Origin of the sequence: Streptomyces sp. CB02056, from assembly GCF_001905545.1 — a bacterium.
GTDB lineage: Bacteria > Actinomycetota > Actinomycetes > Streptomycetales > Streptomycetaceae > Kitasatospora.
Map to the genome: position 1 here is coordinate 158,225 of NZ_LIPD01000006.1, position 16,287 is coordinate 174,511.

The 16,287-nt window shown below is 73.1% G+C and carries 14 protein-coding genes; 9 read left to right on the forward strand and 5 right to left on the reverse strand.

Annotated features, from left to right (window positions below; all coding sequences use genetic code 11):
* The first annotated feature begins 183 nt into the window (after positions 1-183).
* Positions 184-375 carry a helix-turn-helix transcriptional regulator gene (locus AMK13_RS17925; RefSeq protein ID WP_074003094.1) on the forward strand — a complete coding sequence of 64 codons (192 nt, stop codon included), beginning with the start codon at positions 184-186 and terminating at the stop codon, positions 373-375.
* Positions 376-425: 50 nt separating this feature from the next.
* Here AMK13_RS17925 and AMK13_RS17930 read toward each other — a convergent pair whose 3' ends face one another.
* A complete protein-coding gene (locus AMK13_RS17930; protein WP_241852924.1) occupies positions 426-1,580 on the reverse strand; it encodes a tyrosine-type recombinase/integrase in 1,155 nt (384 codons plus the stop codon).
* Between the two features lie 494 nt (positions 1,581-2,074).
* Between AMK13_RS17930 and AMK13_RS17935 the strand changes: the two genes are divergently transcribed.
* From AMK13_RS17935 to AMK13_RS17960, 5 genes are all read left to right on the forward strand, one after another.
* A complete protein-coding gene (locus tag AMK13_RS17935; RefSeq protein WP_074003095.1) occupies positions 2,075-2,479 on the forward strand; it encodes a rhodanese-like domain-containing protein in 405 nt (134 codons plus the stop codon).
* Positions 2,476-3,225, forward strand: a complete 750-nt coding sequence (locus tag AMK13_RS17940) for a sulfite exporter TauE/SafE family protein (protein ID WP_074003096.1) — start codon at positions 2,476-2,478, stop codon at positions 3,223-3,225. Before AMK13_RS17935 ends, AMK13_RS17940 begins: the two co-directional genes overlap by 4 nt.
* 104 nt (positions 3,226-3,329) lie before the next feature.
* A complete protein-coding gene (locus AMK13_RS17945; RefSeq protein ID WP_074003097.1) occupies positions 3,330-3,896 on the forward strand; it encodes a rhodanese-like domain-containing protein in 567 nt (188 codons plus the stop codon).
* Positions 3,897-4,202: 306 nt separating this feature from the next.
* Positions 4,203-6,647: an RICIN domain-containing protein gene (locus AMK13_RS45960; RefSeq protein ID WP_158077719.1), complete on the forward strand. Its 2,445-nt coding sequence runs from the start codon at positions 4,203-4,205 to the stop codon at positions 6,645-6,647.
* Positions 6,648-6,755: 108 nt separating this feature from the next.
* On the forward strand, positions 6,756-8,846 hold the full coding sequence (locus tag AMK13_RS17960) for an alpha-galactosidase (RefSeq protein WP_074003098.1): 2,091 nt from the start codon (positions 6,756-6,758) through the stop codon (positions 8,844-8,846).
* Positions 8,847-8,854: 8 nt separating this feature from the next.
* Here the strand turns inward: AMK13_RS17960 and AMK13_RS17965 are convergent, their stop codons facing one another.
* Positions 8,855-9,304: a hypothetical protein gene (locus tag AMK13_RS17965; RefSeq protein ID WP_074003099.1), complete on the reverse strand. Its 450-nt coding sequence runs from the start codon at positions 9,302-9,304 to the stop codon at positions 8,855-8,857.
* A gap of 91 nt (positions 9,305-9,395) precedes the next feature.
* On the opposite strand from AMK13_RS17965, the gene sigJ reads away from it, so the two are divergent.
* A complete protein-coding gene (gene sigJ / locus AMK13_RS17970; RefSeq protein ID WP_079272249.1) occupies positions 9,396-10,388 on the forward strand; it encodes an RNA polymerase sigma factor SigJ in 993 nt (330 codons plus the stop codon).
* A 31-nt stretch (positions 10,389-10,419) separates the two neighbouring features.
* Here sigJ and AMK13_RS17975 read toward each other — a convergent pair whose 3' ends face one another.
* Together AMK13_RS17975 and AMK13_RS17980 are read right to left on the reverse strand one after the other, a co-directional pair.
* Positions 10,420-11,472, reverse strand: coding sequence for an alpha/beta hydrolase family protein (locus AMK13_RS17975; RefSeq protein WP_079272250.1), 1,053 nt, complete (start codon positions 11,470-11,472; stop codon positions 10,420-10,422).
* 94 nt (positions 11,473-11,566) lie between these two features.
* Positions 11,567-12,787 carry an MFS transporter gene (locus AMK13_RS17980; RefSeq protein ID WP_074003101.1) on the reverse strand — a complete coding sequence of 407 codons (1,221 nt, stop codon included), beginning with the start codon at positions 12,785-12,787 and terminating at the stop codon, positions 11,567-11,569.
* Positions 12,788-12,841: 54 nt separating this feature from the next.
* Between AMK13_RS17980 and AMK13_RS17985 the strand changes: the two genes are divergently transcribed.
* Both AMK13_RS17985 and AMK13_RS17990 read left to right on the forward strand, forming a co-directional pair.
* Positions 12,842-13,606: an AraC family transcriptional regulator gene (locus tag AMK13_RS17985; protein WP_074003102.1), complete on the forward strand. Its 765-nt coding sequence runs from the start codon at positions 12,842-12,844 to the stop codon at positions 13,604-13,606.
* Positions 13,607-13,641: 35 nt separating this feature from the next.
* Complete coding sequence (locus tag AMK13_RS17990) at positions 13,642-14,385, forward strand: SOS response-associated peptidase (RefSeq protein WP_074003103.1); 744 nt, start codon at positions 13,642-13,644, stop codon at positions 14,383-14,385.
* Positions 14,386-14,574: 189 nt separating this feature from the next.
* On the opposite strand, the gene AMK13_RS17995 is transcribed toward AMK13_RS17990, so the two are convergent.
* Positions 14,575-16,236, reverse strand: a complete 1,662-nt coding sequence (locus AMK13_RS17995; RefSeq protein WP_241852925.1) for an MFS transporter — start codon at positions 16,234-16,236, stop codon at positions 14,575-14,577.
* Between the last annotated feature and the right edge of the window lie 51 nt (positions 16,237-16,287).

Consider the following 16,287-nt stretch of genomic DNA (forward strand, 5'->3'; position numbering starts at 1 on the left):
GGTATTTTATCGACGCAATCGAGGCGCTCGCGATCTGCCGCGTGAACTCTGACACCACTGCCCCCAGGCCACTGGAAGCGGCCCTCCTTCAGGCGCTATCACGCGGCGACGGCGCGGCCAAACTGCCTTTCTCCATGGATAGTTCAGGCTCCGCGAGTTCGACCGATCACCCAGGAGGAGCCCGTGCCCGAGCACTTCATGAGCGTCAAGCAGACTGCCGAGTACCTGAACATGTCCGTAGCGTGGGTATACCGGGACGCGCCTCGGGTGGGACTCGTTCCCTACCGATTCGGTGGTGGGCGGAACGCGAAGTTGCAGTTCAAGGTGTCGGAGGTGCATGCCTGGGTGAGGCAGCAGCGGTTGTCCGGCGCCTGAGCCGGCGGTGCAAGTGCGGGTCTGCCCGTGACGGGCAGACCCGCACTCGTTCACGCGGCCAGACCGAGATCCAGGACCTGCGCCGCGCGGCTGATGGAGCCGGGCATGAGGTGGCGGTAGATCTTGAAGGTGATCTCGATGTTGCGGTGGCCCATCCACTCCGCGACGTCGGTGATCGGGATGTTGTTGCTGAGGCAGTTCGACGCGAAGAAGTGGCGCAGGCCGTAGAGGACCATGCCCTCGGGGATGTCGACCTGCCCGGAGGCCCTGATCCTCTGCCACTGGTTGTGGATGACGTGATGCGGCATAGCCAGGCCGATGTCCTTGGGGTTGCGCAGAAGGTAGCCGTCCACGGTCCCGTACGTGTCCGCGTACCGCTCGATGGCCTGCTTGGTGCGCGTCGGCAGCGGCACGTCGCGGTACTCGCCGACCTTGCGGTGCTTCAGGCGCGCGTAGGTCTTGGTCGCCTGGTTGACCTGCTCGGTGACGCGGTAGACGTCATCGGCGACGATGTTGTTGATGTTGACGGCGAATGCCTCGCCGTTGCGCAGACCGCAGCCGCTCATGAGTTCCGCAACCAGGCGGAAGGCGTCGTCGCCGGCGCTCCGGATCTCCTGCAGTTGAGCGAGGGAGGGGATCACCACCCGCTCCGGGTCGTACTGAGGAGGCTGGACGCCGTTCATCGGGCTGTCCTCGTAGAGGCCCAGCCTGTGCGCGTCCAACAGGATGGTCTTGAGCCTGACGAAGGCGTTGGTCTGGGCCGCCAGCCCGACGCCGTTCCGCTCCATGGTCTCGACGAACGCTTCCACGACCTTGTGGTCGAACGTCCCCATGCGGCGACTGCCGAAAGCAGGGAGGAGGTGGTTCTTCAGGATGGAGTCGATGTTCCGCAGCGAGGTCGGGCTCTGGTGACGCTGACCCTTCAGCCACTCGGCGGTGTAGACCGAGAACTGCATCCCGCCGTACTTCTTGATGCGCTCCGCCTTCCGCTGGCTCTGCGGGGAGTTCTTCCGCGCGTGGTAGACCTCGGCGAGGCGGGCCTTCGCCTTCTCCTGGTTGACGAAGCCGGACTCCTCCGTCTGCCGCCCGGCCGCGTTGCGGTACCTGATCTTGTACTCGTGCGAGCACTTGCTCCAGCGGGACTCCGGATGCTCGCACTCCTTGAAGAAGCTGCCCATGCCGCGGGTGAGGCCTGTGGTCGCCATCTGCTGGTACCTCCGGGAGTCCTGCTGACCTTTTGCTGACCCCGGATGGTCGATCATGCCCCTGAGCTGGGCAGAAACGTCAGACTCGTGATAACTGGGCGAAGTACACGGGGGACCTTCCTGGGCGGCATAGGACTGGGCGGCTCGGGGCCGGGCGGTGCGGGGGTGGGCGGCTCGTAGGCCTGGGCGGTGTCGGGCGCCGCAGCGCCGTTCTGATACCCCCCTCGGTATATTTGCGAGCATACGGCTGCCCGAGCCGATACGGGACGGGGTATCGCCGAGTGATTTCGATAATACCCCCGGGGGTACTATGGTGGGGCACCGAGGGGCCGGCCACCGCCGCCGGGCCAGGTGCCGGCGGGGCCGAGGACGCACCGGCCGTGCCACGCACCCGGCACACCACCCGCACCGGGCCACCGGGCCCGTACGGACGCCCGCGCCGCCCCCGACCCGCCGGACCACTGCGGTCCGGTCTGCACCACTGGAGACACCTCATGCCCTTGCTGCCGCATGCCCACGGGCCCCACGCCCACCGGCCCGACGCCCACGGACCGGGCGCCCCCGGGCGGGCCACCCCCGCCGAGGCCCACGAGCTCGCCCGCACCGGCGCCGCCGTCCTACTGGACGTCCGGGAGGCCGCCGAGTTCGCCGCCGGACACGCCCCCGGCGCGCTGCACCAGCCGTTGATCGGGCTGGCCGCCGGTGTCCCGCTGCCGACCGGGGCGACCGGGCGGACCGTGCTGGCGATCTGCCGCTCCGGCAACCGATCCGGGCGCGCGGCGGAGCTGCTCGCGCGGCGCGGCGTCGAGGCGCTGAACGTGGTCGGCGGCATGGGTGCCTGGGCGCTGGCCGGGCTGCCGGTCACCACGTCCGACGGCGGCGCCGGGCACGTGATATGACCACGCTGATCCTGGCGCTCGCCGCCGGTGCGGTGGTCGGGCTGGCCCTGGGCGGGCTGGGCGGCGGCGGCAGCATGCTCGCCGTCCCCGCCCTCGTCTACCTGCTGGGCTTCAGCCCGGCGCTGGCCACCACCGCCAGCCTGGTGATCGTCGCCGCGACCTCGCTGACCGGGCTGCTCGCCCACGCCCGGGCGGGCCGGGTCCGGTGGCGCACCGGCGCGCTGTTCGCCGCCGCCGGACTGCCCGCCGCCATGGCCGCCGGGGCGCTGTCCGCCCATCTGCCGGGCGCGCTGCTGACCGGTGCCTTCTCGGTACTGGCGGCGCTCGCGGCCTGGCGGATGCTGAAGCCGCCCGCGAAGAACGCGCAGGAACGTTCCGCCGCCGGAGTCGGCCGTTCCACGGCGGCGGGCGCCGGGCTCGGCGCCGTCACCGGACTGCTCGGCGTCGGCGGCGGCTTCCTCGCCGTACCGGCCCTGGTCTCGGTGCTCGCCTTCACCATGGCCGAGGCCGTCGGCACCAGCCTGCTGGTCATCACCGCCAACTCGCTCGCCGCCCTGCTGCCCCGCCTCGGCTCGGCCGGGGCGATCGACTGGGCCGTGGCCGCCCCCTTCACCGGGGCGGCGATCCTCGGCGCCTGGGACGGCAAGCGGCTGGCGGACAAGCTCAGCGGGCGCACCCTCCAGAAGGCCTTCGCCGTCGCCCTGCTCGCCGTCGCCGCGCTGATGCTCATCACCACGGTGAGCTGATCACCACGGTGGGCTGATCACCACGGCGAGCTGCCCCCGAGCCTCCCCGCACCTCCCCGCATCACCACCGACACCCACCCCCATCCGAGAGGACCCCCACCCCCATGACCACGCCGCTGACCGTCGAGCAGCTCCAACCCCGCCTCGGCCTGCTCACCCTCATCGACGTCCGCTCCCCCGGCGAGTACGCCGCCGGCCACATCCCCGGCGCCCTGAACGTCCCGCTCGACCAGCTCGACCGCGCCCTGCCCGCGCTGCGCGAGGCCGCCGGGCAGGGCGAGATCGCCGTGGTCTGCGCCGCCGGGCCGCGCGCCGACAACGCCTGCCGCGTGCTGGCCGACGCCGGCATCCCGACCCTCACCCTGACCGGCGGCACCAACGCCTGGGCGAGCGCCGGGCGGCCGCTGGACCAGGTGGCCGGCGCCCGCCGGGTGTGGGCGCTGGACCGCCAGGTCCGGATGGTGGCCGGCTCCCTGGTGCTGGCCGGCGTGCTGGTCGACCTCGCGCTGCCGGGTGCCCGCTGGGTCTCCGCCGCAGTCGGCGGCGGGCTGGCCTTCTCCGCGCTGACCAACACCTGCGCGATGGGCTCGATGCTCTCCAAGCTCCCGTACAACCGGCCCCGCCCCGGGACGCCGAGCCTGGACGAGACGCTCGCGGCCCTGAAGCGCTGAGCCCAGCCGAAGGGCTGAGCCCCTCGGGCCACTGAGCCCAATCACGGTCCGGACCCCTCGACGGTCGGGCCCGAACCGCGACCGTTCCCAGATCGTGAAGGCCCCTGCCCACCCCCGTCGGGCAGAGGCCTTCACTTCTTCTCCCAGCTGTCTCCCGGAAGCCGTCACCGCGCATCCCGTTGACGTGACCGAGCCCACCATGTGAAATGTCACCCATCACATGCGATGCATCGTAACGCACACCACCCATCCGATTTGAACGTTCAAACGCCATCGCCCCGCCACCCGACCGGAGGTAGCTCCGCCATGCCGCCCCGCCCCCGCGCCTTACCCACCGGTCTCGCCCTCCTGACCGTCCTCGCCGCCCAGGCCCTCGGCGCCGCCCCGGCCCCGGCGGCCGCCGGAACGCCGCTCGTCGACGGCGGCGGCTACCTCCTCGGCTCCGCCCTGGACGGCAGCTGCCTCGGCCCGCAGTACGCCCAGCCCGCCCCCGGCACCCCGGTGGTCGGCGCCGCCTGCGGGCGGCTGCTCAGCCAGCGCTGGCAGCTGCGCCGCGCCGGCACCGACTACCTGCTCGTGAACGCCGCCAGCGGCCGCTGCCTCACCCTCGGCGGCCCGGACCGCCGCCCCGCCACCGCCGACTGCGGCAGCTCCCCCGAGGCCGAGCGCTTCACCGTCTCCCGCGCGCCGCAGGGCACCTACACCCTCACCACCCGCGGCACCGGCGGCTGCCTGACCGCCGATCCGGCCCCGGTGGCCCACCACTGCGACAACCGCCCCGCCCACCGCTGGACGCTCACCCGCACCGAGCCGCTGGTCCTCGCCGACCCCGGCTTCGAGCAGAGCGACACGAGCGACACGAGCGACACGAGCGGCACGAACGGGACGAGCGGCACGAACGGCGCCGCCACCGCCCGCAGCACCTCCGGCGGCTGGACCTTCACCGCCCACACCGGCACCGCCACCAACAACCCGCACGGCGGCACCCGCCTCGCCTACCTCGACGCCGGCCCCGGCTACGCGGTGAGCCAGCAGGTGACCGCCGTCACCGCGGGCAGTTACGACCTGTCCGCCTGGATCGCGACGGGCGGCGCCGGCGGCAGCCTCTCGGTGAGCGTCAACGGCACCGTGGTGCGCTCCCTCCCGCTGCCCGAGCAGTCCCTCTACGCGAAGTACACCCTCCCCCGGGTCCGGGTCGCCCCCGGCGACCGGCTGACCCTCACCATCGGCTCCTCCCCCACGGGTTGGATCAACGTGGACGACGCCGCCGTCGCCCCGGCCGCCCCCAACGACCCGGTGATCAGCTCCTCCGACCCCGAGGCCGTCGCCCTCTTCGACTGGGCCAAGGCCAAGGCCAACAGCTGGGTGCAGCAGGCCGGCGCCACCGGCGTGCTCGACCAGGACGAGAACCACCCCGGCGGCACCGGCACCACCACCTACGACGCCACCTACTGGGCCGGCTACCCGTTCCGCTCCGCCTTCTACAGCCGCGACTTCGCCCACCAGCTGGTCGGCGCCCACCTGCTCGGCCTGGACGCCGAGAACAAGACCATGCTGCGCGGCTTCGCGGCCTCGGCCACCGAGGTCAACAAGCTCTACCCGGTCTGGGCGCTCAACTTCGACGCCCGCAGCTACGGCGCCATCGACTACCGGAGCCCCGACCGCTTCGTCCGCGAGCTGCCCGCGCCGTTCGAACTCGTCCAGCAGGCCGGCGAGGCCTACCGCTGGACCGGCGACCGCGACTACGCCGAGGACCCGGACCTGGGCCGGTACGTGCGCAACACCCTCGGCCCGTTCATCGCCGCCCGCCCCGGCCCGATCGACAACGGCGGGGTGCCGATCCCGCAGGCCACCAGCCGCAGCATCTTCGCCGGCACCGCCAGTTATGCCGAGAACGCCACCCGCACCTACGCCGAGGCCGGGGACGCGGTCGGCGCCCAGTACCAGGCCTACCTCTCCGCCGCCGCGCTGGCCGACGCCCGGGGCGACGCCGCCTCCGCCGCCGGCTACCGGAAGGCCGCCGATCAGCTGCGCACGTACGTCAACTCCACCTGGAGCGTGGACGGTTCGCAGCCCGGCGAGGTCGTCCACGGCTACGACACCGCCGGCAAGCCGATCACCGGCTGGGGCTACGAGGCGAGCGTACTGATGCCGGTCAAGGGGCTGCTCGACCCGGGCCCGCGCCGGGACGCCCAGCTCGCCGCCATCGACGCCGCCGACTCCGGCCCGGAGCGCTCGGCGAACCTGGAGGCCTACACCTACCTGCCGGACGCCTTCTTCGCCAACCACGACCGCAGCACCGCCTGGAAGTGGATGCGGCACGTCTACGAGAGCGTCGGCGAGCCGCACGTGAGCGGCGCGATGCTGAACGGCGACTACCCCGAGGTCCCGTTCACCCTGCTCGCCCAGACCGTCCAGGGCCTGCTCGGCGTCACCCCCGACGCCGCCGGCCACGCGCTCTCCACCACCCCGCAGCTGCCCGCCTCGATGGGCTGGCTCCAGGTCGCGGGCATCCCGGTGGGCGGCGGCACGGTGACCGTCCGCCACGACGGCGCGCAGCGCAGCACCGTCACCAACACCGGTACTGAGCCCGTCACTTGGGAGGCCCGCTTCCCCGGTCAGCACGCCCGCGCCACCGTCGACGGCGAGCAGCGGGCGGCCCGCACCACGACCGTCGACGGCACGACCTACACCTCCATCACCGTGACCCTCGCGCCCGGACGCTCCGCGACCGCGACCGTCACCGACTGACCCCCACACAGCACAACCGCGGCCGGCCGGCCCCACCCGGCCGGCCGCACCCCCTCGCTTCCTGACGGTTCGTCATCTCACCATCCCCCACCCCTCAGGAGGGCGCTCATGCGCCGAACCCGCCGCCGTGTCGCGGCATCCCTGCTCTCCCTCGCGCTCGCGACCGCCGGCCTCGGAGCCGTCGGCCTCGGCACGGCCGCTCCCGCCACCGCCACCCCCACCCCCACCGCGATCGGCACCGGCCCCGGCCTCGGCAACGGCAACGCCCTGACCCCGCCGATGGGCTGGAACTCCTGGAACTCCCTCGGCACCGAGGTCACCCAGGAGCAGGTCGTCCAGACCATCGACTTCATGGCCGCCAACGGCCTGGTCGCGGCCGGCTACGACACCGTCACCATCGACGACGGCTGGTCGCTCTGGCACCGCGACGGCCAGAGCTCCGACCTGGTCCGCAACGCCGACGGCGGCCTCCAGCTGTACGACAACGCCGGCAACCCGGTCAGCGGCACCGACGGCACCGGCAACGACCCCACCTCCGGCCACCTGGTCCCGCGCCCCGACCACTTCCCCGAGCGGACCGTCGACGGCCACACCGTCAACGGCATCGCGTACCTCGCCCAGTACGCGCACAGCAAGGGCATGAAGTTCGGCCTCTACGCCACCGACACCTACCTCACCTGCCAGATGCACCCCGGCAGCCTCGGCCACGAGTCCACCGACGCCGCCGACTTCGTCTCCTGGGGCGTCGACTTCGTCAAGTACGACGACTGCCCGTACGGCCCGCAGATCGTCGGCCCGGACGGGCACAACTACTACACCCAGGGCGAGGGCAAGGAGCTGACCCGCTCCATCTACGCCCGGGTGCAGACCTTCCAGCACGCCCTGGACGCGGCCTCCGCCGCCCAGGGGAAGCCCAAGGTCACCCTGAGCGTCTCCGCCCAGCCCGTCCACAGCGGGGTCCCGTACCTGCTCGCCGCCGACGACCCGGCCCGCACCGACCCGGTGGTCCAGGCCGCCGGGACGGCCCCCTTCCACGCCCCCGGCTACGCGCCCACCGGCATCTGGTGCGGCCAGGTCGCCAACCTCTGCCGGATCGGCGGCGACCGGGACAGCGAGCTCGACGGGGTGCTCTGGAACGGGCAGTTGCAGACCGCGCTGCAGTACCCGGGCAATGTCCGCGCGGGCAGCTGGAACGACCTGGACATGATGTTCACCGGCTGGCAGGACGTCTACGGCCTGTGGGGCACCACGGACACCTGCACCTGCCACAAGCCCTTCACCGACGACGAGTCGCGGACGGAGGCCTCGGTCCTCGCCATGCTCGCCGCGCCGATGATCTCCGGCGCCGACCTGCGCACCGCCGCGCAGTCGCAGCACAGCGCGGACGGCTACACCTGGTCCACCGGGATCAACGACACCAGCCTGGCGATCCTGAAGAACAAGGAGGTCATCGCCGTCGACCAGGACGGCCTGGCGAAGCCCGCCACCCTGGTCGGCGCCAAGCCGGCCGACGGGCACGCCCCGGTGGTCCTCAAGCGGCAGCTCGCCAACGGCGACACCGCCGTGCTGCTGGTCAACCAGGACCCGTCGGCCGGCCGCACCGTCGCCACCAGCCTCGCCGAACTCGGCCTCGGCGGCTCCGGCTACCAGGCCAAGGAGCTGTGGACGGGCTCGGCTTCGACCGTCACCGGCCCGATCAGCGCCTCCCTCCCGCCGCACGGCGCGGCCCTCTACCGGCTGGCCAAGCAGGGCACCGGCGGGCCGTCCGGCGTGGTCGACGACGGTGCGTACCACTCCCTGAGCAGCGGCGGCCTCGCGCTGTCCCTGCTCGGCTCCTGCACCGCACCGCTCGGCTCGATCACCGACCTGGAGCCCGCGCGCCCCGGCGACCCGGCGCAGCAGTGGACCTTCACCAGTAACCCCGACGGGACCATCCGGATCAGCGACAACTGCGCCACCGGCACCCACCGGCACACCGTGCTCTCCGCCGGGGCCTCGGCCGGTGACAGCGCCTACCTGCTCGACCTGTCGCCCGGCAACCCCTGGCAGGAGTGGAAGCTGGCCCAGGACCAGGCCACCGGCTCCGTCACCGTCACCAACGTCGCCACCGGCCTCGCCCTCGACGCGGGCGCCGGCACCGCCGGAACCCCCGTCACCACCCGCCCGGCCACCGGCCAGCGCTGGACCCTCGGGTCCTGAGGGCCCGCTCAGCCCCTCGTGCCGGCCGTCCGCCGCGTGGCGCGGACGGCCGGCATCCGGACCAGTACCGCCATGCTCAGCCCGAAGACGACCACGCCCAGCGGGACGTGGACCGACGGCACGTGCGCGACGCCCAGCACGACCTGCGCCGAGGCCAGCACCAGGAACCCGGTGGCGTACAGGACCGGACGGGGCGAGCCGCCGCCGGGCCGCCAGGCCAGGACGGCGGCGAGCAGGTACAGCATCGAGGACCCGTACATCACGCGCGCGCCGACGCTGTGCAGCGTCTCGCCGTAGGAGGTGGAGAGCAGCAGCCCGGCCGTGACCGCCTGGAAGAGGACCGCCACGGTCTGGAGCGCCACGGAGGCCCGGAGGAAGGTGTGGGCGCGCAGCCCCGCCGCCGTGTCCGTGGTGCCCCTGGTGCCCGTGGCCGCCTCCGCCGTCGTCCCGATGGCCATGACGCGCTCCCCTCTTCTGCCTCGCGGCAGCTGATCGATAGTGTCCCGCTCATCCGACGACACAGGTCGACGAAGTGTGAGGCGAGGGTCCATGACAGACGAGCAGACCCGGGGAGCGGCCCCGACCGTGAGCACCCCCTCCGTACCGGACCCGGGCGTGGTCGTCGGCGAGCGGCGGCAGCTGATCAACCTGGCCTACCGGCTGCTCGGTTCGCTGGCCGAGGCCGAGGACGCGGTGCAGGAGACGTACACCCGGTGGTACGCGCTGTCCCGGGAGCAGCAGGAGGCCATCGCCTCGCCGGGCGCCTGGCTGTCCACGGTGGCCGGCCGGGTCTGCCTGGACCAGCTCGGGTCGGCGCGGGCCCGGCGGGAGCGCTACGTCGGCGAGTGGCTGCCCGAGCCGCTGCCCGACCGCGGCGAGTGGATCGGCGGCCCGACCGACGGCGGCGGGCCGGCCGATCCCGCGGACTGGGTCACCCTGGACGAGTCGGTGACCATGGCCTTCCTGGTCGTCCTGGAGGCGATGACCCCGGCGGAGCGGGTGGCGTTCATCCTGCACGACGTCTTCCGCTACCCCTTCCCCGAGGTGGCCGGGATCGTCGGCCGCACCCCGGCGGCCTGCCGCCAGCTGGCCTCCTCCGCACGCCGCCGGATCAGGGCCGCCCAGGCCCCGGCGACCCCGACGGGCGCGCAGGCCGGGTTGGTACGGGACTTCAAGCGGGCCTGGGAGGCCCGGGACATCGCGGCCCTGGTCGGCCTGCTCGCCCCCGACGCCACGATGACCGCCGACGGCGGCGGCCTGGCCGGCGCCGCCCTGCGCCCGGTGGTGGGCGGCGAGCGGATCGCCCGGTACCTGGTCCACTTCGCCGACCTCGCCCCCGGGCTCACCCTCCTCGAACGGACCGTCAACGGCCGCCCCGGCCTGGTCGCCCGGCTCGGCGGCCGCACCGCGACGGTGGCGGCCTTCGACCTGGCCGACGGCCGGATCACCCGCGTCTGGGCGGTCCGCAACCCGGAGAAGCTGCGCCCTTGGACGGCGCACGAGCCGACGCGCGAGCCGGAGCGCGAACCGCACGGCCGCTGAGTGGTCCTACAGCTCCACGTTTCGTCGCGGGTCACCCCTTCGGGTGGTCGGGCGAGGCCGGGTCGAGCGAGGACAGGAAGTTCCGCATGCCGTCGAGGTAGCCGGGGGTGAACAGCGAGCGCGGTGCGGCGACGGCGAGGAAGGTGCTGCGCAGCTCGGAGTCCTCGACGTCCTTGGGCACCATGTTGTGGGTCGAATCCGGGAAGCGCAGGACGTGGAGCAGGCCCGGGGTGGTGACCAGGCGGCGGTAGGCGGCCTCGGTGTCGTCGCTGTCGACGTTGACGTCCCGGCCGCCGAGGACGAGCTGCACCGGCACCCGGAGGGCGGCGAGGTCCTCGGTGGCGTCGGAGAGGTGGTTGCGTTTGTTGAACGCCCAGCGCTCGGGGGTCAGCCCGTCGACGTCGCCGCCGGCGGCCCGGTACTCCTCGAAGGTCGAACCGGCCCGCAGGGCGGCCAGGTTGCGGTCGCTGCGGGCGACGGCGGCCGCGGTCTCCGCGGGCGAGGCGTGCCGTTCCCCCAGCTCGGCGAGCAGGTTGTAGCGGCCCTGCTGGAGCCAGTTGACGGCGGTGCCGACGGCGATCACGAACCTGACGTCCGGGGACTGCCGGGCGGCCTTGGGCATCACCCAGCCGGCCTGGCTGGCGCCCCAGAGCCCGATCCGGTTCGGGTCGATGCCGGGCTGGGCCTTGGCCCAGCGGATCGCGGCGAGGGTCTCGTCGACGCGGTCCTGCATGCTCTGGTCCAGCCAGTCGCCGGGGGCGTTGTTGACGCCGGGCTTGTCCCAGGAGAGCGTCGCGTACCCGGCCTTCGCCATGGCCTCCCAGAGCGGCCGGTAGAAGGTGTCGTGGGTGGCGTCCACGGGCCCGTCGCCATGGACGAAGACCACCAGTCCGTACGGCCCGTGGCCGCCGGTGGGGCGGGCCAGGACGCCCTGGAGCGGCTGCCTGCCGCCGGTGACGGTGACCCGCTCCTCCGTGAGGTCGTACTCGTTCTGGTAGACCACCCAGCCGCCCATGCCGGCCAGCAGCACGGCCACGGACAGCAGTGAGCCCCAGAGCCACCGGCGCCTGCCGAACATCTTCATAGCGTTCACTCACCAATCGTTCGTTTCGAAAACGACCGTAGCAGATATGAACACAATGAGGTGCTCGTCTTTACCTCCGCCTACCCGGAGGCGGTCACCGCCCGACCGGCGCCGTCCCGGCCTCGGGAGCCACCCGCTCCGACACCACCGGCTCCGGGAGCGTCCGGAACAGCGCCCAGCTCAGCACCGGCATCAGCACCAGCGGCAGCAGCGCCGTACGCAGCGAGGTCGCGTCCGCGAGAGCGCCGATCACCGGGCTCGCCAGCCCGCCGACGCTCACCGTCAGCCCGAGGGTGATCCCGCTCGCCGTACCGATCCGCGACGGCAGGTAGTCCTGCCCCAGCGTGACCTGCAGGGAGAACGGCACGTACAGGCCCGCCGAGGTCAGCGCCACGAACAGGTACAGCGCCGGGCCCGGCACCAGCAGCACCCCGGCCACCGCGACCGCCGCCACCAGGTACGACCAGCGGGCCACCGCCACCCGCCCCCACCGGTCCGCCAGCGCGCCGCCCAGCACCGAGCCCACCGCGCCGCCCGCGTACAGCACCACCAGCGCCACCGTGCCCGCCGCCGCACCGCCGCCCAGGCGCTGGGCGGTGAACAGCGAGAGGAAGGTGCTCAGCCCGACGAACGCGACCGAGCGGCAGACCACCGCCAGCGACAGCCGCACGAAGGCCGCCCGGTCGTCGGCCCCCGGAACCGGCTCGCGCGCCTCCCCGGCCGCCCGCCGCCGCTCCAGTTCGCGCAGCACCGGCAGGCAGAGGGAGGCGCCCGCGAGCGCGGGCAGCGCCAGCAGCGGGGTCAGCCGCAGCCCGCCCGTCCCCACCACGGCGGCGACCAGCAGCGGGGCGGCGGCGAAGCCCAGGTTGCCGCCCAGCGAGAACCAGGCCATCCCCCGGTGGGTGCCCAGGCCGCGCCGCCCGTCCCCCGCCCGCCGCGCCGCCAGCCGGGCCACCCGGGCCGACTCCGGGTGGTAGGCCGCCACCCCGACCCCGGACAGCGCCACGAAGGCCAGCGTCAGCCCGTACGAGCCGCCCACCCCGCTGAGCGCGATGCCCGCGCCGCCCAGCAGCGTACTGACCGGCAGCAGCCAGGGCAGCGGCCGGCGGTCGGTGAGCGCCCCGAACAGCGGCTGCGCCACCGAGGAGAGCAGCGAGGCGGCGAGCACCACCCCGGACACGGCGGCGTAGCCGTAGTGGCGCTCGGCCGCGAAGAACGGCACCAGGGCCGCCACCGCGCCCTGGTAGACGTCCACACAGGAGTGCCCGACGGAGAGCAGGAGGATCGACCTGCGGTCGAAGGATCGTTTCGGCATGCCGCCAGCCTCGGGCCCGCACCCGCTGTCGGACTTCCGATAACCTGCCATCCGATGCCGAGAATCCGCCACAATCCCGTCGCCTCGCGCCACACTCCCGTCGCGTCGACCGAGGCCCGCCTGCTGCCCTCCGGCGGCGCCATCGACGCGCACCGGCACGACGACCACCAGATCGCCTACGCCGCCCGGGGCGTGGTCGGCATCACCACCGACGCCGGCTCCTGGGTCGCCCCCGGCGACCGCGCGCTGTGGATCCCGGCCGGCACCGTCCACGCCCACCAGGCCCACGGCGAACTCGAACTCCACCTGGTCGGCCTGCCCGCCGCCGACAACCCGCTCGGCCTCGACCGCCCGACCGTCCTCGCCGTCGGCCCGCTGCTACGCGAACTGATCGTCGCCTACACCCGCACCCCCGACCAGGACACCCCCGAACGCGCCCGGCTGCGCGCCGTCCTGCTCGACCAGCTGCGCGCCTCCCCGCAGAGCCCGCTCCACCTCCCCACCCCCGCCACGCCCCTGCTCCGCGCCCTGTGCGCGCTGCTGGAGGCCGACCCGGCCGACGGCCGTACGCTCGCCGAACTCGGCCGCGCCGTCGGCGCCAGCGACCGCACCCTCTCCCGGCTGTTCCGCACCGACCTCGGCATGACCTTCCCCCAGTGGCGCACCCAGCTGCGGCTGCACCACGCCCTGGTACTGCTCGCCGAGGGCCTGCCCGTCACCACCGTGGCGCACCGCTGCGGCTGGGCCTCCGCCAGCGCCTTCATCGACGTGTACCGCCGCGCCTTCGGACACACCCCGGGCGGGCGCACGCCGCGCTGAACGCCGTTGTCCGTACCGCGTGGCAGGCTGGGGGCATGTGCGGCCGCTTCGTCTCCACCACCACGCCCCAGGACCTCGTCTCCCTGCTCGGGGAGCTCCGGTGGGACCCGGCCGAGACCTTCGCGCCGAGCTGGAACGTCGCCCCGACCGACCCGGTCCCGGCCGTCCTGGAACGCGTCGACCGGGACACCGGCGAACTGCTGCGCCAACTGCGCCCGCTGCGCTGGGGCCTGGTCCCGTCCTGGGCCAAGGACCCGTCCGGCGGCGCCCGCCTGATCAACGCCCGCTCGGAGACCGTCGACACCAAGCCCGCCTTCCGCAAGGCCTTCACCACCCGCCGCTGCGTGATCCCCGCCGACGGCTACTTCGAGTGGCGCGAGGTCCCCGCCGCCGCCGACCGGAAGAAGTACAAGCAGCCCTACTTCCTCAGCACCGGCGGCCTGATGCTGATGGCCGGCCTCTACGAGTTCTGGCGCGACCCCACCCGCCCCGAGGACGACCCGCTCGCCTGGCTGGCCACCGCCACCGTCATCACCACCGACGCCACCGACTCCGCCGGCCGCGTCCACGACCGGATGCCCCTCACCATCGCCCCCGACGACCTCGCCACCTGGCTCTCCCCCGCCCACACCGACCCCGCCGAACTCCACCACCTGCTGCACAGCCCCGCCGACGACACCCTGCGCGTCCGCGCCGTCCCCACCACCGTCAACAGCGTCCGCAACAACGGCCCCCACCTGCTGGACACCGCCCCGGACCCGCTGGGCCTGGCGGACTGAGGAGCCTTCGGCAGCCCGCGAAGGTGGCGATTCCCCCGCCGACGCCGGTCCTCGCGCGCACGGAACGCGAAGACCTCGGCCACGAAGTCGCCGAGGTCCCCGCGAAGCCTTTCCACCTCGCCAAGTCCACAGGTTGCGGCGCAGCTCGCACCGCCACAACCCACACGATCAGATCAACCCGGCAACGTACTACCGGGCGTGGGTCCGGTCGGCGTTGATCCCGGCGTCCGGTGCCGCGTCGGCGGCGTTGCCCTCTCCCCACTGCTGGGCCCCCTGCTTGGGCCGGGGGATGAGGAAGGTCGCCAGCATGCCGAGGGCGAGCAGCGCGGCACAGGTGTAGCCGTCGATCTGGATCGCGTGGGACATGGCGTCGCGGGCGGCCTCGGCGGCGGACGCCGTCCGCGGGTTGTCGCCCAGCCCGGAGATCATCGCGCCGGCGCTGTCGGAGACCGCCGAGGACAGTTGGTCGGCGCTGGCCTCGGGCGTTCCCTGTTCGACGAGCCGGTCCGACAGGTCGGAGGCCAGTGCCGTGAAGAACGTCGAGGTCAGGACCGCGATACCGAGTGCGGAGCCGAGTTGGCGCGCGGCGCTCTGGATTCCGGAGCCCTGGCCGGCCTGCTGCGGCGGCACGTCCGCCAGGACCACGTTGGTAACCTGGGCGGTGGCGAAGCCGACCCCCATGCCGTACAGGAACAGGGCGATGGCGATGACCCACCACTGGGAGTCGCTGCCGGCCAGCAGGCCGAACATCAGCAGGCCGGCGGCCTCCAAGACCAGGCCGATCCGGACCAGGCCGACCGGGCCGGTCTTCTCGGCCATGCCGAAGCTCGCGCCGCTCGCGACGAAGCTTCCGACCGCGACGACGAAGACCAGCAGTCCGGTCTGGACCGGGGAGTAGTCCAGGGCGTACTGGAGCCACAGCGGCAGCACGGCGAGCATGCCGAACTCGGCCAGGGCGATGACGAGCGTCGCGATGTTGCCCGTGCTGAAGGACTTGATGCCGAACAGCGAGGTGTCCATCAGCGGCGCCGTTCCGTTGCCCCTGGTGAGTCGCACCTGGAGGAACAGGAAGAGGGCGAGGCACACCACCGCGACGACCAGGGCGACCGGGATGACCGACAGGCCCGTACCGTCCCCGAAGGGACCGAGGTCCTTACGCGGTTCCCACCACCCGTAGGTGCGTCCCTCGATCAGCGCGAACGCGAGAAGTCCGAGGCCCAGCACCGACAGCACCGCGCCGACGGCGTCGATCCGTCCCGGCCGGCGGGGGGAGGGCCGGAGGAACCTCATGACGCCGACGAGGATCAGCGCGACAACCGCGATGTTGATGCCGAAGGCCCACCGCCAGGAGTAGTCGGCGAGCCAGCCGCCCAGCAGCGGTCCGACCGCGGCGGCCGCCCCGATCGTCGATCCCCAGATGGCGAACGCCTTGCCGCGGTCCGGGCCCCGGAAGGTCAGATTGAGCAGCGCCAGCGAGGTCGGCATGATGATCGCGCCACCGACACCCTGCGCGAACCGGCCGGCGATCAGCAGCTCCCCGGTGGGCGACACCGCCGCGGCGATGCTGGCCAGGCCGAAGATCACGGTCCCGACCATGAACAGCCTGCGCGCTCCCAGGATGTCCGAGAAGCGGCCCATCGCCAGCAGCAGGGCGGCCAGGATGATCGCGTAGGACTCCTGGATCCACTGAGCGCCGGAGGCCGAGATCTCCAGGTCGTCGATGATCGGCGGCATCACCACATTGACGATGGTGAAGTCCACGACCACCAGCGAGACACCGAGGGAGATGGCGACCAGGCCCAACCAGGCGTCCCGGTCGGTGGGTGAGGGCCGAGCCGGATTGTCGGACACAGCGTTCCTCCGTTCTGTTCGATGGGGATGCACCCGGTTCGGTCGCCGAGG